Raw genomic sequence first — 20,448 nt, 5'->3', positions numbered from 1 at the left:
AAAGAGCAGGCACAAAAGCATCTTTTTGGCCAATCCGTTTATCTCTACATCGGCATCTCATTCAAATACTGCGGTGCCGAGACCGGCTTGCCGTAGTTCACTTCATTGGTTCCCGTAACAGCTTCCTTGCCGTTGAGACGAATCTGGACCAGGGAGTCCCCGCTGTTCTGTGCAACCGTCAGCACCACAGACTCCAGCATTTCCGCAGGCACCTTATCACCGTCAACGAACATATCATCTGTCAGCGATACGGTTACCACACCGTTTTGCCCCTCCTCCACGGATTCAAGTACTGTCCCGTCGGTCATGACCATTTCCAGTCCGTCTCCCGACTCCGGTCCGGATATCAATTCATTCAGTGCTGCCTTCAAGGGCTCCTGTCCTGCTGGTACAAATCGTGTAACCGGGACATAATATTGTACACCGTCCGAAGAAGAAGCCGAGAAATAAAGGGTAACGGCACTGGAATTCATGGCAAGGGTACTGCTCTTAGGCAAATTAATACCCATAGTGCGTGACAGCGGACGATCCAGCGGAGTACCTTTTAACGGCATCTCCGTCAGCTTTTTGCCGTCGACCCACAGCTGTACACCCTGAATTCCCTCCTGTCCGGTAAGTGTCCAAGTGATGGCTTCCAGCATTTTACGCTCGTCTGCAGGATCATAGTCGTTGAACTTGGCGTTAAATTCGACGACAGCGAGGCCTTTATCGACGGTAACATTTTGCACGGCAGTGCCGGCCGGGAGGATACCTTGGAAGCCTGAGGGCAGGGATGCCGAATAGGCACCTTTACTGACCAGTGCAGTAAGCGAATCCTTCAGGACTGCTGCACCGTCCCCGGACGGTAAGCTGAGAGAAACCGGAGCAAGCAATCCATTGCCATCCTCCAGAAATACAGTTGTCCGTGGTGAGGAAGAACTGCCGTCTGTGGAGGCTGAGGCACCGTCTTTGGCTGTGTCCGTGTCACCGATTGTAACTGGGCCAAACACACCGGAATCCAGCGTGTCCCCGCTCATCTCCAGCATTTGCGCTTCCACTTCAGTAGGCGGCGGATCAACAGCGGCGGACTCCTCCAATCCGAACCAGTTACAGCCGGACAGAGCCAGCGGAACTGCCAGCAGGCAGGCTGCGGAAATCCCGCGAATCTTTTGCATATGTGTCATGTTTATTGCCCCTTTCAGAGATTAAATATCATTTGTACTGCTATGTATACGAGCCCTTTCCTCAAAAAATAACAACAGCTTATCCTAAAAGTTTAAGTCAAGCAGCAGGATTAAGGGTCCGGAAACGCTTACACTAGACAAATGCCATCCGGAAAAGTACAATTTCATTAAAGTTTAGATCTCTTTACAAATTCACTAGGTATAAAACTAACGACTCACTAACGGGGTGACTGAACATGGCTGACGCAAAAATGCCTTACAGTCTTAACAGCAAGGCGGTCGCTGAGGCGACAAGAAGCTGGCTGCACAAACGGGGAGTAACGATACTGGAGATTGCGGAGCTTGTTATGCTGCTGCAGCAGCGTTATTATCCGAATTTAACCATGGATGAATGTGTCCACAATGTAGAAATGGTATTAAGCAAGCGGGAAGTGCAGAACGCGGTTTTGACAGGTATCCAGCTGGATGTGCTGGCAGAAGAGCGGAAGCTGTTTCCCCAACTTCAGGATATGATTGAGCATGATGAGGGGCTGTACGGAGTGGATGAGATATTAGCCTTTTCCATAGTAAACGTCTATGGGAGCATCGGGTTTACCAACTACGGCTACGTCGACAAGCTGAAGCCCGGTGTGCTGGAGCGGTTGAACAATAAAAATACAGGGGAAATCCACACCTTCCTTGACGATATTGTCGGAGCCGTCGCCGCCGCAGCCAGCAGCCGGATTGCACACCGCAAGCAGGCGGAACGGGAGCAGGAACTCGGCCTTCCGCATGCACCAGAGGATGTAGAAGAGGCCGCAAAGAAAAGGACTATCGCAGGCGAAGAACCAGAATAAGCACACATGCCGAACATAAGAGCCTATACGATGATTAATTCAAAAACAGCCAGGCAGAGAACTTCTCTGCCTGGCTGTTTTAAAGATAACACGGGGATTTCAGCTCTGTCTGTTTAAACCGTATTTCAAGCAAATCTATGTAACCGTCTATGTTGCTTGTTCATTTTACCTACAAAAATGTAAAGCCCATATCCTAGTACATTTAACAACAGGAACAAAATTACCCAAAGTGATTTTCCATGACCTGAATAGTATACATTCATACTCGCCCATACTGCGAATAGTACCCAATAACCAAACAGCAGTGTGATTCCAACCATAAACGTGACATTACTAAGTAACTTCATTCCTAAGTCAATGCTTACTGCCTTATTTGTGTCACTGCCCGCAATACTTTTCTCTAACTTCTCTCCCATTTCATTGCTGACCGGTTGTTCCATTGTCCCCATTTCCTGTTTCACTATATCAAATGTTTTCTTGGCTACCTCATAATGGAGCATTTCATTCCACATAAAGAACCAACCCACAATAAGAGCACCTAACAAAAATAGGACGATAGCTGCTTTCAGAATACTACCCGAAAATACTTTTTTAATTCGATAAAGCGCCTTTAGCTCTGTTTCAATCTGGCTTGGTTCTCCAAAGTTCTCCAATGCCTTATCCAATGCGTCCGACTCTGAATACCCCCTCGTTGCCCAGTCGTTTACACTACTCAGTAAATTGGTTGACATCTCTTCCCGAAATTCTTCAACTTCTTTTGGAGATTCATTCATTCTGTTACAAAGTCTGTCTATGTATTTATGTACGATCTCCATAGTTTTGGCATCAAATGGCTGTTCCGTCATTCTTCAATCCCTCCCAAAAATTGGTCCATCATTTTCTTAACAAATTCCCATTCCCTTTTCTTTTGTCTTAAACGCTCATCACCGGCTTCTGTAAGCTCGTAATATTTTCTTCTACCGCCGCCATTGTTCGAATCCCCCCAAAACGACGTTAATAGTCCGTTTTTCTCCAATCGTTTTAAGCCTAAATAGAGAGTTGCTTCTTTTAATTCAAAAGTACCATCACTCCGATCTAGGGCAGTCCTAGCCAATTCATACCCATAAACCGGTTTTTCTCTTAGAAGACTGAGTAGTACTGTTTCGATGTATCCTTTTAACACCTCTTATCAATTTCCATAATGCAAGGTAGTTAACAAGTAAAGGTCCTATCTTGAAGCATAACGAATTATTATTGGGAGGGATAATCAATGCCTAAACTTTCAAGAGACCAGTTTAATAAAGCAAGAAGCTTCATTATGGAAAAATCAAGGAAACTCGACCAAGCTATGTTCGAATTCGAGTTTGAAAACGGCACTACGGAAAGCGTACTGGCTGAACTTAAAGCGTATCAAAATAGTGATGGTGGCTTTGGAAAAGCCATTGAGCCTGATTTCCGATGTAACGAATCATCTGCTTTAGGTACAACCGTTGCATTCCAATACCTTTCAAGAATCCATGCAGATGAAAATACCGATATGGTAAAACAAGCTGTAGAATCAAGTCCATTTACGGGCAACCCAAATGCGGAAATTTTGGGATACCTTCATGAATTTAAGGGTCTTGTATCGCAGGACTTGTTAGATGAACTCACACAATACTTATTGAATTATATAGATAAACTGCAAGAACCAGAATTTCATGAGTTGTTGTGTTTCTTAAGGATGTCGGAACGATTGCCATCAAGCTTGACGGAACATCTGTCTGAAAAATTAGCCATGATGGTTGAAAAGTGTGTTACTATTCAACCGGAGTTATGGCAAAAGTATTGCCTACAACCAATACAAGTTGTTCAATCCCCTAATTCTCCGTATTACAAGATGTTTGAAAAAGTTTTACCTGCTAATCTTGACTACCTTATCGCAAAACAAACAGAAGAAGGCTGCTGGAATCCTGCTTGGGCATGGGGACAGTTTGAAGATACATGGCAAATTGCAAAAATAGAATGGCAAGGTTGGTTAACCCTCGATTACCTTAGAATTTTACGTCAGCATAATTACATTGAAATTTGGTTTGCCATTTAGACCGGATAGAGGGCATACTCTTCCGGTCTTTTCTTTTTATCGACTACACAGAGTTTGTTAATATCGGAACAATGCTTCCCTTGGAATAGTTATCCACAAGCCATTGACTATCGCCTAAAAAGCTTTTATCCTTTCATTATGCAGTTATAGAGCAACTAAAAGGGTGACAAGCCCATTGAATATTATTAACCTTTTGGGTTAATACTTATTGACGGGGGAAAGTGATGAATGTATACTTTAAAGACAAGAAGCTGAAGAAATCTTTTGATGATGAACGGGAATGTTTCAAGGTATACGGTAAAGATAATGCTCGAAAAATCCAGACAAGGTACGCGGAACTACTTGCTGCTACGAATTTAAGTGAAATCCCCCATGTCCCTCCTGCTCGGCTTCACGAATTGAGTAACAATAGGAATGGGCAATTCAGTGTTACCGTAAAAGAGCCCTTCCGTATTATTTTTGTCCCCGAACATGAACCTATTCCAACTACATCCAACGGAGGAATAGACAAAACACAAGTTACTGACATAAAAATTATTGAGGTGGTGAATTATCATGGCGAATAAGCAGGATTTGAAAGGTAATCCTAATTACGCCATTCCACCCGGACAAACTCTACTTGATACTCTTGAAGAAATCGGTATGACTCAGGCTGAACTATCTAGGCGAATGGGAAGACCCATAAAAACCATCAACGAAATTATAAAGGGCAAAGCTGAGATTACACCGACTACAGCCATTGAATTAGAAAGAGCCACCGGGGTTCCAGCAACATTATGGAATAATCTTGAAAAGAACTATAGAGAAAAATTAGCTCTTCTTAAAGAAAGAGCTCGCCTTGAAAATCAAACGGACTTTCTTCGGAAAATCCCCCTTCTTCCAATGACAAAAATGGGCTGGATAGAAAAAAAAGCTGATAAAATAGACCAGCTCCATGAAGTCTTGTCTTTTTTTAGAATATCAACAGTTGAAGCTTGGGAAGCTATTTGGGGAGGAAATTTAGAAAGTCGAGTTGCCTTTAGAAAAGCTGTAGCAAATAAAAGTGACCCTTTTTCTTTATCTGCATGGTTAAACAAAGGCGAAATAGAAGCTAATATACCTTGCAATCCCTATAACAAATCTGAGTTTAAGTCCCTTTTACAAAATGAGATAAGAAATTTAACCAGAATACAAGACCCCCAAGTTTTCTTGCCTAAACTCACGGAAATATGCTCCAGTGTTGGTGTCGCTGTTGTTATTGTCAAAGAGTTACCTGGCTGTTCCGTTAACGGAGCCACCTATTGGTTGAATCCAGAGAAAGCTGTTATTCAGCTAAGTTTAAGATATCGTTCAGATGACCATTTATGGTTCAATTTCTTTCATGAGGCAGGTCATATCGTTCTTCATGGAAAACGAGAAACCTTTTTGGAGTACGGACACAATCCTCTTGATAAAGAAGAACAAGAAGCAAATAAATTTTCTGCTGATACACTTATACCTTATGACGAATATGTGCATTTTTGTCAAACACCTTTTATTACAAAGACACATATAGTTAAGTTCGCTGAAAAGATTGGTGTATCACCAGGTATAGTTTTAGGCAGATTGCAGCATGATGAGCGAGTTTCATTTAGAACTGTTCTGAATGAACTGAAAGTTAGATACGTCTGGACAAAATAACCCCCGTTTATAGTGCGCGGGTTATTTCTTTTGAACTTATTGCTATTTCAACTTTCCGCTTTACCACTATTTATGATACGGTTCACCGTGCTGTCTGTAACGGCAAGTTAATAGGCACCTCGTCATGAGGTGCCTTTAGAAATTAGAACAAAGTAGCGATTTGAAGCACATATTCCCCTGTAACCAGTACTGTCTGAGTTCCTATTATTTTGTACATTTCTTACGCAGGAATAAATCCTTCATGACGAACGGTCTCCTTCGCTTTTTATCATATGCTCTTCTCTGTAATGTCCGGGACTTACGCCCACATGCTTCTTGAAAACTTGGCAGAAATACCGTTGGTTATCATATCCAACGTTTTGTGATATTTTGGAAATTTTGAAGCTGGTTTCCCTCAGCATCTGTTTCGCTTTCTGAATGCGTAGCAAAGTGACATATTCCAGAATCGTCTGCCCGGTTGATTTGGAATATAAGTTGCTTACATAGGAAGAGTTCAGATCGAATCGCTCCGCCAATTGATCGAGCCCAATATTTTCATGGTAATGGGATTCCAGATAAGCTTTGATTTCTTGAACCACCTTTTCTTTCAGGGTGGTTTTTGTTACGTTCAAATAAAATTGCACACCCTGCGCACAATCCTGGCACTGTTTCTGCAAAGACGCCCAATCCGGCGCTTCCAGTATCCCGTCAATCAGCCGCGTGCGGTCTCCAATCACGCTCTCGATCTTGATTCCATAGTCCTGCTCGATCAAATCGAGCAACCGGTTCACCCACTGAGTACCGGCCTTCTTCAGGGTAACGGGAGTGATCAATCGCCCCGTCCCCCATTCCGTCCAACGATTGAGTATCTCTTCGAACTCTGTCTGTTCGTAACGGACGAAGGATTGTATTTGGTCAGACCAATCGGAGAGCAATCTCTCGGAAACGCGGATGATCTCCGGCCAACTATTCCCATCCATTACCGGAACGCCGAAGAACAAACCCATTTGACATGCCTTGTCGGCTGCCAAAAAAGAGATATGCGCATGCATGATATCGGTTACAACCGGACCGATTCCAAACGACAATGAAATATCGTCCGATGAGCCGTCATTCGAAAATGTTGCGGCTGCAGCCATCAGAATTTCCGTTAATGGTGCGCATTCCTCTAGGGTCGCCATGCATAATAAGATGATTTTCTGCTGCTCATAGAGCAGATCCACGACGATTCCGCGATTCGCCAAAAAACTCAGGAGAGCATCCGTAACGCCATTGTTCTTCATTCGTTCGAGCCAAAGCGTCGCCGAGCTTCCGATAAGGATGGCCGCAAACTGGTCATATGGTTCGTATGGCGTCTGATCGAACGATGGACGTTTCCCATGGACGATTAGATCCGTAAACACCGCCCGATCTAATGCTTTTGCATTTCGAAGCTCAGGACGATTCCCCGTTTGATCCGCTTTACGCTCCAGACGCTCGATCGCCCTCGAGACGGTCTTGGCCACTTCCTCGAGCTCTGCCGGCTTGATCAGATAATCCACTGCCTCCAGCTCAATGGCTTCTTTGGCGTATTCAAACTCGGAATATCCGCTCACGATGATGCATTCCGCTTTGCGGCCTTTCTCCTTCAGGGCACGGATCAGCTCGAGCCCGTTCAGGCCGGGCATTCGAATATCTGTCAGGACAACGTCCGGATCCGACTGAAGAATCCGTTCCAACGCTTGTTTGCCGTTGTTTGCCGTCCCCACGATCCGTACCCCTGATGCGTTCCAATCGATCATGGCCGATAACGTTTCCACCACAAGCTGTTCATCATCCGCTATAAAAAGTTTATACATGATGTGTTCCCACCTTCATAGCCCGACCTCAATCCATTATGCCGATCTCAAGGGTAACTTTGGTTCCGGCGCCCGGAACGCTGTCTATGCGGATCCCACGGTTTTGGCCGTAATGCAGTTGGATCCTTTCCTGTATGTTCCTTAAGGCATATCCCCTCGGCTGCATAACAGCAGAATCAAAACCCACTCCGTCATCCTCGACTTCGAATACAAGCGTTTCCCCTTCTCTTCGGCCCCGAATGGCAATGCTCCCTTTGTCCTCTTTCAACTCGATTCCATGAAAAATCGCATTTTCCACCAACGGCTGAATAAGAAGCTTCAGCATGCGGATAGGCTCGATTCCCGGTTCGAGTTCGATTGTCACCTCGAATTTCCCCATATAGCGGATGTTTTGAATCTCCAAATAATTTTTCACTTGGTCGATTTCATTGCCGACAGTCGTAATGTAGTCCCCGTTGTTCAAGCTTAATTTAAAAATATTGGAAAGAGACATGACCATTTTGGAAATGTTTTTGGCACCGACTCGTTCCGCCATCAGATAGATGGAATTCAGCGTATTGTATAGGAAATGAGGGTTGATTTGACTCTGCAGCGCATGCAGCTCCGCTTCCTTCTCCTTAAGCTTGGCTTCGATCAATTTGTCCGACAATTCGGTGTTGGTGCGGAAGGTCCGCAAGAATTGATTGCCGATTTTTCCGATTTCGTCTTCCTCCTCAAAGAGGATTCCTTCGATATCATCCCGTTTGGCCACTTTTCGGGCGACGGAAGAGAGCAAGGTCAATTGCTTGGTGATCCGGTTCGAGATCAAATACGAACCATAGGCGGCAAGCAGGAAAGCCACCAGCGTCAACGAGAACGTTACATTACGAATGAAGACGATTTCCGAATTGATGTTCGAATAGGGGATCATGCTGACCACTTTCCACTGGGTCCCCGGATTCGTATCGAAGGTGATGACATATCGTTCTCCGCCCATCGTTTCAATGCGGGTGCCTTGTCCAGGCAAATCATAGAGCAGATTCAATTCCTTTTGAGAAATCTGTTTCAAATTGGCGGTACGGGAATTATGATAGATGACTTTGTTTTGCTCCAGGATCATTAAATGCCCGTTTTCCGCATTGGTAATGTCTTTGAACATTTCATCGAAGACCCGTCTATCGATTGAAATGATCAACATGCCGATCGGTTCAAGCGTTTCGAGGTTATTTAATCGTTTGCCGAACAGCAGCAAGTCCGGACTGTTCTTGACGAGCCGGACTTCATCGCTGTTCAGCCACAATCCCCGGCCCCCCATGCCTCCCACTTGCTGATACCATTTCGACCGGGAGACAGCCTGATAAATATTGTCGTAAGTGAATCTGTCCCATTGGTTCGTGACAATCAGTTCCCTTTTCCCGCTGCCTACGTAGACGTAACGTATATACGATTTGTTGTTGGTAATATTGACAACCAGATTACGAGTGGCATTTTGAAGGTCATAAATTTCCTTAAAATCATCCTTGTTATAGGATAGGAAGGTTTGAACGTCACGTGAAGACAACATGAGTTTAGAGATCGTTTCAACGTCATTCACGAATGTTTGGATGTTCCAATTGATGGAGCCCAGCAAATTGGAGGTGGTATCGGACACCTTGTTCTCTACCACCTTGCTCAAATAGACAAAGGTTAAGGAGGCGATAAGGACAAGCGGCAGTAAGGAACAGGCGATAGACAATATGATAATCTTGCTTCGGATGCTGATCGACAGGAATGGCCGGTTAATTTTCATGATCTCCCTCTGGCTGAGAAAAGTGTAAAGCCTGATACTTTCAGTATAACTTCTGTCAAAGCTATTTGGGAGATCAACCTTTAGTCGCTCCTGCGGTCATGCCGGAAATAACGCTCTTGTTGAAAATGAAGTACACAATCATGGTCGGGATTGTCGTGATGCTGATTGCAGCATAGGTCGCTCCCCAATCCGTCAATCCGTACTGGCCGATATAATCCATTAAGCCAACCGGAATGGTCCGCGATTTCAGGTCGTGAATAAACGTATTTGCGAAGATAAACTCATTCCAGACAAAAATCAGATTCATGACGACAACCGTGACGATCGTATTGCGGGATAGAGGGAAAATCATCCGCCAAAAAACCTGGTAAACACCGCAGCCGTCCATAACGGCGGCCTCCATAATCTCGTTCGAGATGTATTTGTAGAAGCTGACGAACAGATAAATCGAGATCGGCAGTGCAAAACCAACTTGGGGCAAAATAAGGGAAGTAAGCGTATTGATAAGTCCCGTTTTGTTATAAATAATGAAAAGCGGTATGAGCACGACTTGGATCGGGATCATGATGCCGCACAGGAATAAGAACAACACGCTTTGGCTCCATTTAAAACGCATCTTCTCAATAACGAAAGCGGCCATGGCGCTGAACAGGATCACTAAAACGATGGTCGTCACGGCGACGATGATACTATTGAAAAAATAAGTACCCAAATTCCCTTTGTTCCAAACCCTGAGATAATTTTCGACTGTGAATGTGCTGGGCAGGCTAAGCGGGTTGTTGCCGGAAAAATCGGTGGGCGCCTTAAAACTGGAGATGAAAACCCAAATAAGCGGATAAACTTGAATGACAAGCAGAGCAAAGGAAATAATCACAAGAATCGCCTTGGAATAGCTGGAAGGTTTCATTTTCAGGTCTCCTTACTGTCCATCATCCGTCGAATAAAGGCGACTGCAATGAGGCTTTCAATGACAATAAATACGGCCATAGCGCTGCCGTAGCCGAAGTTCAGACTGGAGAATGCGGTTTTGTACATATAAGTCGGCAATAACTCCGTCACGCGGCCCGGTCCCCCGTTCGTCATGAGATACGGGATGTCGAACCCTTTTAAAGCTCCCGTAGTGGCCATAATGATAGAAACCATCAGTACCGGCTTGATCATCGGCATTTTGATCGAACGAAACAGGTTCCAGGAAGAAGCTCCGTCAATTCTGGCGGCTTCCTCGATATCGGAAGGAATGGAAATGAGCGCAGTATATAAAATGATCATATAAAGACCAATATAACGCCAACCTTCGGGTATCGATACCGCAGTCAAAGCCCACTTCAAGTCGGAAAGCCAAGGCCTGCTCCAGTCTCCGAGACCGATCTGCTGCAGACAAAAGTTCAATATTCCGGCCGGTTCGAACGAGTATACGTTTTGGAACAACTGTGCTATGGCTACCGACGTGATAATAGCGGGAGCGAAATACAACGTTTTAAACAATTCTCTGCCTTTGGTGATGCTGGTCAGCAAGATGGCAACCAATAAACCGAGAAACACTTGCATCACCACAATAATGAACACATAGATCAGGTTGTTGCTGAATGCCTTCCAGAACGTCTTATCGCCGCCGAACATCTTGGCATAATTGTCAAAGCCGATATAGACCATATCGGAAACCCCGTCCCAGGAGAAGAAGCTGAAATAGATCGACCAAAGGATTGGCGCTAGAACGGTGAATAAATACACGAGCAAAGCCGGCAGCAGGAAGACGAGAACGGCTTTGTGATTGCGTAGGACTTTATCCATACCTTCCTCATTCCCCATTCTAATATTGTTTTTTACTTACATAACTGGCCAATCGAATTCGGTTGGCCAGTTTGATCAGCAAGGTTATTTGAAATATTTCGGAGCGTTTTCTTTAATGGTTTGATCCATTAATTCCGCAAATTCATCCGGGGAGAGGGCACCGAGAGCCAAGGCATTGAGCTCGTTACCAAGCAGCTCATTTGTTGCCGGGTCGAGGCGCGTATCCCACGGCACCGCGAATACGCTTCCGGATTTCGCGATTTCGTCTTGAATTTTATAGAAAATTTCCGGCATTCCTTGTCCTTGATCAACCGAATAATTGAAAGGGGAGAATTGGCCTTTTTTCGTATAGGCTTCCGGATATTTCTCCAGGAGGAATTTGACGAATTCCTTCATCGTATCATCGAAAGTCTCTTGGTTGAATGCAACGCCGATTCCCGAGTTGATGAAATAATCGTTGTCCGCCGTCTTGGCCCCTTCCGTCATGGGAAGCCGGAAAAATCCGATGTTGTCCTTCATTTCAGAGCTGATTTTTTCATTTGCGAAATTCATCGTTTCCCATGAACCCATGTAATAGATACCGGTTTTGCCCGCGAGGAACAGGTCGCGCGCCGCGGTGTAATCCGTAGCAGTGAACCCTTGTTGGAAGTACCCTTTGGTGCCCAGTTCGTGAACAAACTTAATGCCTGCCATGCCGGCCGGATCCTTGAACGATGCCTTACCTTGCTTTACGTTCTCGATAAAATCATTGCCGGTCATGCGGAAAGGTTTGTAAGCCAGGTACCGGAGAACCGGCCATTTGTCCTTACCGTCGACGGCTATCGGCGTAATCCCGTTCTGCTTCAGCGTCTCGGAAACTTTCATGAACTCATCGAACGTCTTCGGCGGTTCAAGGCCAAGATCCTTAAACATCTTGATGTTGTACCAGAATACCTCGATCCCGAATTCGAGCGGGAGCGTATACATGGAACCGTCTGCGAACTGCTGATATTGCAAAGCAATCGGACGGAAATCTTCATATTTTCCAAGGTCTTGCAGCACTTTCTTCATGTCCACCAGCTTTCCTTGCTCCACTAGCTTGGAAGCATAGGCATCTGGATCGGTATCAAACATAGCGGGCATCTCGTTGCTTGCGATCAATGTCCGCAGTTTCTGCAAATAGGACGGGCGATCGCCCGTGCCTTCCATTACCAGTTCGAATTCCGGATGCGTTTTGGAAAATTCGTCCGCAATTTCCTTTACGGTAACGGCCTGAGGGCCGTCTACTCCGCGGGCAACGAACCATTTATACGTTTTCTTGTTCGCCTTTTGACCCTTGTTCGCCGTTTCTGCAGCGTTGTTATTAGATTTGTTATCGTCCCCGCATGCGCTCGTTAGTGTTATCAGGACAACAAGCGATAACGCGAGACTCAACCATTTGACGTAACGTTTCATTTATAAGACCTCCTGTTAGTTGGGAATTGAAATGGATGCCTGTTCGAATTGCGCTCGGCCTTCCTGGACAAAGCAACCCCAGTTGCCGGTTTTCAAATTATACAGACGTGTCGTCATGGCGACCTGATCGGCCAAGTATACGACGCAAACGGAATTCTCCACAACGATCTTGATATCGTAAGCCGTACCAGCTTGTAATTCTATCGGCACTTCCAACTCTACCGCATGTGGACGGTCTCCTTCGATGTGCCATTGCGCCTCGCCCTTCACCCGACGGGGCCACATGTCGAATACGAGACGGTTATGAATCGGTTCAAGGCGAATGTAATAGGCTTCATCTAGATCCTCGCTTACGCGAAGCATGATGCCGCAGCTTCTGGTCCCTTCGGAGAAGGACAGCCGGGCCGAAATTTTGCAAGTTTCGGGCATGGAGCCGGCTGATATGCAAGAGAATGTTTCGTTAGCCGCCGTAGTTATGCGTCCCTCTGACTCCTTCCAATCCCCAAGCCGTGAACCCCACTCGGCAGCCTGCTTTTTAGCGAAATGATGGGAAACGGTCTCAGGTATGCGAACCGTTAACGTTCCATCCGGTTCTTGAACGACTTCGTGTACGACCAAATTACCGGCCCATTCCCAATCTGCGTAATCGTCCTCGTTTTCCTTGCTGGGATCCCAGCCGAAAGCGTACCGCTTGTTTCCGTCACTCCATGTTTTTGCGGCATAGAAAGCTCTGGCGTCAAACGCGTCGTTTCTCGGCGCCGTCCAAGGTCCGCTGAGCGATTTGCTCATGCGGTAATGGGTGACGAACCGGTCCGAGAACGTAGAGTAAACCAGATACCACCATTCTCCGATCCGGAACAAGTCCGGGCATTCGTGTGTCACGTACATTTTCGGATCCCAGAAAGGTTTACGGATTTCCCATTTCTTAAGATCCTTGGAAGCGCACAATCCGATGCTCCCCCGACGCCGGGACGTACCCTCTTTGTTCCTTGCTGCGAGAAGCATCCAATACTCTCCCGCCTCTTCGTTCCAGAACACGAAGGGATCCCGCCAGTCATGTCTTTCGTATTGAATTCCGTCCGAATAGAAGGTGTCTTCGGGAATTTTCCGCCACGATTCCATATCCGTGCTCACGGCGTGCATGATGCATTGGAGCGGTACGCCGTCTTCCACGAATTCCGGGTGCGGATTGAGGCCAGTGTAGAACAGATGGTATTCTCCTTCGGCTTCGATGATGGAGCCGGTATAACAGTTCATGTCTTGCTCACTCACGCTTCCATGCATCAGCATTTCGCCTTTTTCTTCGTAGTGCACGAAATCGCTTGTGCGGAGCTCGAACCAAGAGGTTCCTTCTCCATGAATTTTCTTGTTCTCCCTCCAATCATGAAGATAGAACAAACGGAAGGTACCGTCTTTGTAAAAGGGGATGAGGTCTCCCACCCAAGCCCCAACCGGCTTGTAAAACAAGTTAGTCAATGTTTGTAACCCCTTTCTTTTATGTTAACTTGATTATAAAAGAAATTGAAAACGCTTTAAATTCTAACTTCTTTGTCATATGTTCAATATTTTTTGTTTTCCTAATTTAATGAAAAGACTATTCATTGCCTCTTCAGTTAACCAAGAATTTAAGTTTGGCATTTAAGTGAGATTGTAAAACAAGTTAATGGATACTTTCGGCAACCAGGAGCCAAGTTGGTAATTCTAAACATAGAACGGCTGACGCCATTATTCATGGAGTCAGCCGTTCTTTTTCTAAATGCCTATAACAAGCTCTTGGCGCTTCAATCAATTGTTCTTTGGTCATAGTCTTGGAATCAGTCTGGACATTTTAATATCTTAATCAAGGTTATGATACCGGATTATCCCGCCGGACTCCAGTTCTTTGACATGACCCCGACGCACCAGCTCCGCCGCATGTGCCAGTGTTTCACTCATTGCGAAGCGAAGCTGGTGAATGCCGTCTACCCGGCCGCGGAAGAGCACTTCACATAGCTCATAACCGGTAAGCGGTCCTTCGGACAGCAAGGCCTCCACTGTTTCTAATCGCTCTTCATGATGCCGTAGCAGAGCCTCGATACGGGCAGTAAATCCGCTAAAAGGCTCCCGGTGTCCAGGAAACGCCAGGCTGACACTATAATGTAGCAGCTTCCGGAGATCCTCCATAAAGGTTAGAAGCGGCTGGGGGTCACTGCCCGGCAGGAGGCTGACGTTCGGTGAAATTAGCGGCAATACGGCATCGCCGCATAACATTTGCCCGCTATCCTTGTGATAAAAGGACAGGTGTCCCGGCGCATGACCGCCGGTTTCCAGCGGCAGCCATTCCCGGTCCCCCATGTGAAAGGGAACGTTAACATCGATAAAGCTAACTTCCGGTTGGGGAGACACTTGAGGGAGAAAGCTGTCCAGATGCTCCCTGATTTGGCTTGTCCAACGTTCCGGCATCCCGTGCCGGGCAAAGAAAACAGGCAGAGCTTCATCCATCCCTGCTCCCTCACCCCACATCAGCCTCGCTTCAACATGCGACCGCTCCGACATCCATACCGTGCAGCCACAGCGAGTCTGCATCCAGCCTGCGAGTCCGTAATGGTCGGGATGGTGATGAGTCACGACGATATTCCGCACCCTGCTCCAGGATATTCCAAGCTCCTGAAGTACGCCCTCCCATGCCTTCTCCGATTCCAACGTCCGGGGCCCGGGATCAATGATGGTCAACTTGCCGGTCTTATCCGGCAGGACATAGCTGTTCACCCGGCGCAGCGGAGGCATCATAGGAATCGAAACCTGAAGAATATTCCCCTCCCATGAAGTGATATCAGCCATCCTCAGGACACCCACATCCTGCTCTCTTTTACCTGCGGTCATGCGGGCTTGATTCCTCTGAATATCATTCGGGTTGATGATTCCGAGATATAGGGACCCTCATCGTAGCTGCCGTGCACCGCTTCCAGGCGAAGACCCGCTTCTGCAATCATGGCCTGAAATTGCTCTAGGGAATACAGCTTCACACGCTCATGGTAATGACGGGGTGTTCCGTCCGCTTTGGAGGTAAGGATGATATCCTTCTTCACATACCCATCCTCAATCCGCCGTTGTTCGTCAATCAGATTGTCTGCATCTTCGCGGGTGGAATGAGGCACCAAATGCCGGATCACATGTGCAGGATTCAGGAAATCAATGATGAATTTCCCGCCTGGCTTCAGCATGCGCCCGATTTCACGCAGCACCTTGATTTGCTCCTCATCTTCCTCGAAATACCCGAAGGAGGTGAACAGGTTCACCACTGCGTTGAAGTCTCCGGTTAACGGCAGTTTTCTCATGTCGGATCGCAGCCAGGTCACCTGTCCCGATCCCTCTTGTGCACGCGCCTCCCGGAGAAGCGCCTCCGACAAATCCACACCGGTTACCTCGTAGCCCGATTCCGAGAGCGCCAGCGAATGGCGCCCCATGCCGCAGCATAGATCCAGCACCTTGGCACCCGGAGGTAAATCCAGCCAGCCGATCATCCGCTCTACCTCGCGTCTGGCTCCCCCGAAATCCCGGTGTCTGTATACGACCAGGTAATCTTCTCCAAAACTCTCTTCATACCATTCACTCATGTTCTTTTCTCCCTCCGCAGGCCGCTCCCTGTCACACTTCTCTATGTATATAAATGTAACGCTAATTGTACCGCCTTTTACGGACAAACTCAAAAAAGAGTTGCCATTCCGCCATATTTTAGACTTTATGACAACCCTTTTGCCGAGTCTTTAGGTCAATTGCTGTAAATATACCCGCGCTTCGTAAGGACGCAGCTTCAATTGGCCTACATCCTCTTCTTTTTGCGGCTCATAATTGGAAATTAACAGTTCCATACCGCTCGTTAGGATCTCCCGGGGCAATTCGCACACAGGTTCCCGGTCAAAAAAATTCAGGATCACCAGCAGCCGCTGGTCCTCAAGCGTCCGGGTAAAAGCATAAATTTCCGGATCCTCCGGCAGCAGGAGCCCATATTCGCCATAGACGATCACCTTGTGTTTTTTTCTAAGGGAAATCAGCTTTTTATAATAATGATAAATTGAATCCGGATCTTTTATCGCATGGGCTGCGTTGACTTCCATATAATTAGAGTTTACCTTGATCCACGGAACACCGCTTGTGAACCCGCCTTCGTCGCCATTATCCCACTGCATCGGCGTGCGGGCGTTGTCCCTGCTTTTTTTATGGATCGCCGCCATGATTTCCTCTTCAGGAATTTCGTTTCGGCGCTTCTCTTCATAGTAATTCAGCGTCTCTACGTCCCGGTAATCATCTATGGACTCAAAGGCAACGTTGGTCATTCCGATTTCTTCTCCCTGATAAATATAGGGGGTGCCTTCCAGCATATGAATAAAGGTCGCCAGCATTTTAGCCGAAGGGATCCGGTAAAAGAGATCGTTGCAGAACCGGGATACCGACCGCGGTTGATCATGGTTGCATAAATAGTTGGCATTCCAGCCTCGATTGTGGAGGACGATCTGCCAGTTGCTGATGATTTTTTTCAGGTCCAAGAGACTCCATGGTACGACATCCCACTTCCCGCTGCCCGCTGATGCTGCATCCAGAAACATATGCTCGAACTGGAAGGTCATATTCAGCTCCCGGCGTCCATCCCCGACATAATCGAGTGCCTGCTCCGGCCCAAGTCCAGAGGTTTCCCCGACCGTCATAATGTCATAATAGTACAGCACCTGATCATGCAGATTTTGCAGCAGCGTATGAACGTTTTCCAGATTAGAAAACATTTCATAAGCCCTCACAGTTTGTGTTCCCCCCGGATTATGCGCATCGGGATATCCCACGGTTTTAACGATATGGGCAATGGCGTCGAAGCGGAAGCCGTCCACGCCTTTTTTCAGCCACCACTGTACCATTTCGTGCAGCTTATCAATCACAACCGGGTTCTCCCAGTTCAGGTCCGGCTGAAATTTGGAATAAAGATGCAGATAGTACTCATCTGTTTCCGGATCCAGCTCCCACACCGAGCCGCTGAAATAAGATTCCCAATTGTTGGGCGGCCCTCCGTTTTTGCCTTTTTTCCAAATATAATAGTCGCGCTTCGGATTGTCCTTGGAACGTCTGGACTCGATAAACCAGGGATGCTGGTGGGAGGTATGATTCAGCACCAGGTCCATCATCAGCTTCATACCGCGTGAGTGCATATCGCGCAGCAGCCGGTCAAAATCATCCATCGTCCCGAATTCCTTCATAATGTCGCAGTAATCGCTAATATCGTAGCCGTTATCATGATTCGGCGATTTGTATATAGGACATACCCAGATTACATCCACACCAAGATCCTGCAGATAGTCCAGCTTGGAAATAATCCCTCTCAGATCTCCGATCCCGTCTCCGTTGCTGTCCTTGAAGCTGATCGGGTAAATCTGGTACACGACGCTTTCTTTCCACCATTTCGGGTTCATTTTCGCTGCCTCCTTGTGTGCTGTATAGGACACATAAATATATCTTAACCACACAGAACCAAAGGGATAACAAATGGCCTTTCTTTGCCCCACTTCTGTTTTTAGAGTTGCAAACTTTGTGGCTCTCGCCTGAAATCACCCATTACCGTGACATTGCAGCTTGCTTTATTCCCCGCTTTTTTGCTGGTGCCGCTTTTGTACCTTTACGGTGTTCAGTTCTTCTGCAATGTCCGCCATGGACTTCTGCTGCTCTTGGATGTATTTTACCGTTTGTTCTATAAATTCTTTATTGTAACGTTGACGTTCGGCCACGGTTACCACCTCTTCTGGGATTTATTCTATTATCCATGGGTTCTATTTACCGTGTCCACTTATTAGTCTAATTCACTCAGTCCGCCCAACGGCTCGAATCCGCGTAAACCCGCATGCAACATTTTGTCAAACACTATTTGTGATTCCTGCAATCTGTCCATTAAAAAAGGGACCGGTTCGCAGGAGTCATACTTCTCCTGCAACCGGTCCCTGTATATTCAATCAAATATCCATTGTATACGTTCCGCGAGATCTACACAACATCCCGGGTCTGCGCATTCTCCTCCATTAACCATTCTACTAACAATGATTCCGGAACGTTATCCTTATAGACCTCGGCATATTCCCGGACGCGATCAAGCAGTCGTGCTACCGTATCGGGGTTGGCCTCCAGACCCAGCTTACCCAGTACATGGGCTACACTACCGCTTCCGGAATGCTTGCCGAGAACGAAACGGTGCTCCCTCCCGACTTCAGACGGATCGAAGGTTTGGTAAGTCGCCGTATCTTTCATCAGCCCATCTACATGAATGCCCGACTCATGCGTAAAAGCCAGCTGGCCTACAATAGGCTTGGCGTCGCCTACATTGCGCCCGGAGGCCGCAATGACCTTATCGGCCAGCCTCTTCAGCATTTCCGGACGGACCGCACATTGTCCACCGTAGAGATAACGCCAGGCCAGTGCCACTTCCTCCATCGCCGCATTACCGGTACGCTCACCTATACCTGCAATCGTAGTACTTGCCCAGGTCGCCCCGGCGGCAATTCCGCTCAGCGTATTGGCAACAGCCAGCCCAAAATCATTATGGCAGTGTACCTCCAGTTCTACGTCCGCAGGTACAGCTCCAAGCAGGGTACTGACCCGCTCAGCCATTTGGCCCGGATGATGGGCAGATACGGTATCCGCATAACGAAACCAGCGGATGCCTTCCTTATACAACGAGTTGACCAATTCCACCAGGAACTCCATGCTTGCACGGGACGAATCCTCCATTCCTACCGACACCGTCATGCCCAGCCGCAAAGCATATTCGGCCGCACGCTGCAATTTGGTCAGACCTTCTGCCGGGGAGAGCCCCAGCTTGCCGCGCAGCTGAATTTCCGAGACCGGAATGGACACATGACTCCAGTTCACCCCGGTATTCCAGGCTTTGTCGATATCGCTTACCATAGCACGATTCCAGGTCATCATCTTCATGGGCAGACCCAGCTCGGCAATCGCCGCGATATCCTCCTGTTCCCTCCTGCCCATGGCAGGAATGCCTACCTCTGCTTGCTCTACTCCGCTCTCCGACAGCAACTTTGCGATTTCCAGCTTTTCTGCCCTCGTGAATGAAACTCCAGCCGCCTGTTCACCATCCCTGAGTGTCGTGTCACATAGCTTGAGACTTTTCACGGTTTACCTCCTTCTCCGCAGCAAGCGCAATTCGGATTACGGGTAATTCGGACGCTATAACAGGCGAAATCGAGTGAGTTGAAGCGATGCATTACGCCCGCATAAGTCGTCCCTACCCTTGTAATCCATTTTACGGCTTCCAGAGCTGCCAGACAACCCGCAATACCGGAGGTAGCACCCAAAACTGGAAATCCAAACGGCTCCCACTCGGGCTGATTGTCCGGATAAAGGCATTCCAGACAGGGAGTTAACCCGGGAATCATTGTCGTAAGAGAGATTTCAAAGCCATACATCGCCGCCTCTACCATAGGCGTTCCGGTTTCTACACAAAGACGGTTTAACTCGTATCTCTCCGGAAAATCATAACGTGCGTCGATAACGATATCGGCTTTCTCTATCCAAGGTCTTGCTTTTTTATATTCAATTTTAGAGTTATAGCCTTCAATTTCAACATTTGGATTCAGACGTTTAAGCTGCTGAACCGCCGTACTCATCCGCTCCATGCCTAAATGATCACTATCCATTAAAATTTGCCGGTTCAGATCCGGCGGGAGGATAATACCCTCATGGGCCAAAATAAGCTTACCAATTCCTGCAGCTGCCAAATATAATGCAGCCGTTCCGCCCAGACCGCCAATTCCGGCAATCATGACCGTCGCTTCCTTCAGTGCCTTCTGTCCGCTCTCTCCGAGCAGCTTCAACTGCCGGGCATACCGTTCCAGTTCCAAACCTCCGGCAAGCTGCTGCTCCATCCCGTTTTCCCCCTGTGACT

Annotated in this window: 19 protein-coding genes; 4 read left to right on the top strand and 15 right to left on the bottom strand. The window is 47.2% G+C overall.

Annotated features, from left to right (window positions below; all coding sequences use genetic code 11):
- Positions 1 to 44: 44 nt before the first annotated feature.
- The gene (locus PaeBR_RS07510; RefSeq protein WP_410514229.1) at positions 45 to 1,163 is read right to left on the bottom strand and encodes a GerMN domain-containing protein; all 1,119 of its coding nucleotides are present in this window, start codon (positions 1,161 to 1,163) and stop codon (positions 45 to 47) included.
- Positions 1,164 to 1,399: 236 nt separating this feature from the next.
- On the opposite strand from PaeBR_RS07510, the gene PaeBR_RS07505 reads away from it, so the two are divergent.
- The gene (locus PaeBR_RS07505) at positions 1,400 to 1,999 is read left to right on the top strand and encodes a phosphatidylglycerophosphatase A (RefSeq protein ID WP_410514228.1); all 600 of its coding nucleotides are present in this window, start codon (positions 1,400 to 1,402) and stop codon (positions 1,997 to 1,999) included.
- Between the two features lie 125 nt (positions 2,000 to 2,124).
- Here the strand turns inward: PaeBR_RS07505 and PaeBR_RS07500 are convergent, their stop codons facing one another.
- The gene (locus tag PaeBR_RS07500; RefSeq protein ID WP_410514227.1) at positions 2,125 to 2,844 is read right to left on the bottom strand and encodes a permease prefix domain 1-containing protein; all 720 of its coding nucleotides are present in this window, start codon (positions 2,842 to 2,844) and stop codon (positions 2,125 to 2,127) included.
- Positions 2,841 to 3,161, bottom strand: a complete 321-nt coding sequence (locus PaeBR_RS07495) for a PadR family transcriptional regulator (RefSeq protein ID WP_410514226.1) — start codon at positions 3,159 to 3,161, stop codon at positions 2,841 to 2,843. Before PaeBR_RS07495 ends, PaeBR_RS07500 begins: the two co-directional genes overlap by 4 nt.
- A gap of 87 nt (positions 3,162 to 3,248) precedes the next feature.
- Here PaeBR_RS07495 and PaeBR_RS07490 point away from each other — a divergent pair, with 87 nt between their 5' ends.
- From PaeBR_RS07490 to PaeBR_RS07480, 3 genes are all read left to right on the top strand, one after another.
- On the top strand, positions 3,249 to 4,061 hold the full coding sequence (locus PaeBR_RS07490) for a hypothetical protein (RefSeq protein WP_410514225.1): 813 nt from the start codon (positions 3,249 to 3,251) through the stop codon (positions 4,059 to 4,061).
- A 224-nt stretch (positions 4,062 to 4,285) separates the two neighbouring features.
- Entirely contained in the window at positions 4,286 to 4,627 is a 342-nt protein-coding gene (locus tag PaeBR_RS07485) for a type II toxin-antitoxin system RelE/ParE family toxin (RefSeq protein WP_410514224.1), read from the top strand.
- Positions 4,617 to 5,720: a helix-turn-helix domain-containing protein gene (locus PaeBR_RS07480; RefSeq protein WP_410514223.1), complete on the top strand. Its 1,104-nt coding sequence runs from the start codon at positions 4,617 to 4,619 to the stop codon at positions 5,718 to 5,720. Before PaeBR_RS07485 ends, PaeBR_RS07480 begins: the two co-directional genes overlap by 11 nt.
- A gap of 239 nt (positions 5,721 to 5,959) precedes the next feature.
- Here PaeBR_RS07480 and PaeBR_RS07475 read toward each other — a convergent pair whose 3' ends face one another.
- The 12 genes from PaeBR_RS07475 to PaeBR_RS07420 form a co-directional block, all read right to left on the bottom strand.
- Entirely contained in the window at positions 5,960 to 7,537 is a 1,578-nt protein-coding gene (locus PaeBR_RS07475) for a response regulator (RefSeq protein WP_410514222.1), read from the bottom strand.
- 28 nt (positions 7,538 to 7,565) lie between these two features.
- The gene (locus PaeBR_RS07470; protein ID WP_410514221.1) at positions 7,566 to 9,305 is read right to left on the bottom strand and encodes a sensor histidine kinase; all 1,740 of its coding nucleotides are present in this window, start codon (positions 9,303 to 9,305) and stop codon (positions 7,566 to 7,568) included.
- Between the two features lie 73 nt (positions 9,306 to 9,378).
- Positions 9,379 to 10,212, bottom strand: a complete 834-nt coding sequence (locus tag PaeBR_RS07465) for a carbohydrate ABC transporter permease (protein ID WP_410514220.1) — start codon at positions 10,210 to 10,212, stop codon at positions 9,379 to 9,381.
- A gap of 2 nt (positions 10,213 to 10,214) precedes the next feature.
- Complete coding sequence (locus tag PaeBR_RS07460; protein ID WP_410514219.1) at positions 10,215 to 11,096, bottom strand: carbohydrate ABC transporter permease; 882 nt, start codon at positions 11,094 to 11,096, stop codon at positions 10,215 to 10,217.
- 84 nt (positions 11,097 to 11,180) lie between these two features.
- Positions 11,181 to 12,530, bottom strand: a complete 1,350-nt coding sequence (locus PaeBR_RS07455; protein ID WP_410514218.1) for an ABC transporter substrate-binding protein — start codon at positions 12,528 to 12,530, stop codon at positions 11,181 to 11,183.
- 15 nt (positions 12,531 to 12,545) lie between these two features.
- Positions 12,546 to 14,006 (bottom strand): family 43 glycosylhydrolase, encoded by a 1,461-nt coding sequence (locus tag PaeBR_RS07450; protein ID WP_410514217.1) that lies wholly within the window; start codon positions 14,004 to 14,006, stop codon positions 12,546 to 12,548.
- A gap of 360 nt (positions 14,007 to 14,366) precedes the next feature.
- Positions 14,367 to 15,392, bottom strand: coding sequence for an MBL fold metallo-hydrolase (locus PaeBR_RS07445; RefSeq protein ID WP_410514216.1), 1,026 nt, complete (start codon positions 15,390 to 15,392; stop codon positions 14,367 to 14,369).
- The gene (locus tag PaeBR_RS07440; protein ID WP_410514215.1) at positions 15,389 to 16,126 is read right to left on the bottom strand and encodes a class I SAM-dependent methyltransferase; all 738 of its coding nucleotides are present in this window, start codon (positions 16,124 to 16,126) and stop codon (positions 15,389 to 15,391) included. The genes PaeBR_RS07445 and PaeBR_RS07440 overlap by 4 nt, the downstream gene beginning before the upstream one ends.
- A gap of 150 nt (positions 16,127 to 16,276) precedes the next feature.
- On the bottom strand, positions 16,277 to 17,968 hold the full coding sequence (locus PaeBR_RS07435) for a glycoside hydrolase family 13 protein (RefSeq protein WP_410514214.1): 1,692 nt from the start codon (positions 17,966 to 17,968) through the stop codon (positions 16,277 to 16,279).
- Positions 17,969 to 18,133: 165 nt separating this feature from the next.
- Entirely contained in the window at positions 18,134 to 18,280 is a 147-nt protein-coding gene (locus PaeBR_RS07430; RefSeq protein ID WP_410514213.1) for a hypothetical protein, read from the bottom strand.
- A 253-nt stretch (positions 18,281 to 18,533) separates the two neighbouring features.
- On the bottom strand, positions 18,534 to 19,676 hold the full coding sequence (locus PaeBR_RS07425; RefSeq protein WP_410514212.1) for a homocysteine methyltransferase: 1,143 nt from the start codon (positions 19,674 to 19,676) through the stop codon (positions 18,534 to 18,536).
- Positions 19,673 to 20,428 (bottom strand): HesA/MoeB/ThiF family protein, encoded by a 756-nt coding sequence (locus PaeBR_RS07420; RefSeq protein WP_410514211.1) that lies wholly within the window; start codon positions 20,426 to 20,428, stop codon positions 19,673 to 19,675. Before PaeBR_RS07420 ends, PaeBR_RS07425 begins: the two co-directional genes overlap by 4 nt.
- Positions 20,429 to 20,448 lie beyond the last annotated feature (20 nt).

Source organism: Paenibacillus sp. BR2-3, from assembly GCF_046529485.1.
Classification (GTDB): domain Bacteria; phylum Bacillota; class Bacilli; order Paenibacillales; family Paenibacillaceae; genus Paenibacillus_AQ.
Note: the sequence above shows the minus strand (reverse complement) of the source record. Positions and strands in the feature narration are given on the sequence as shown.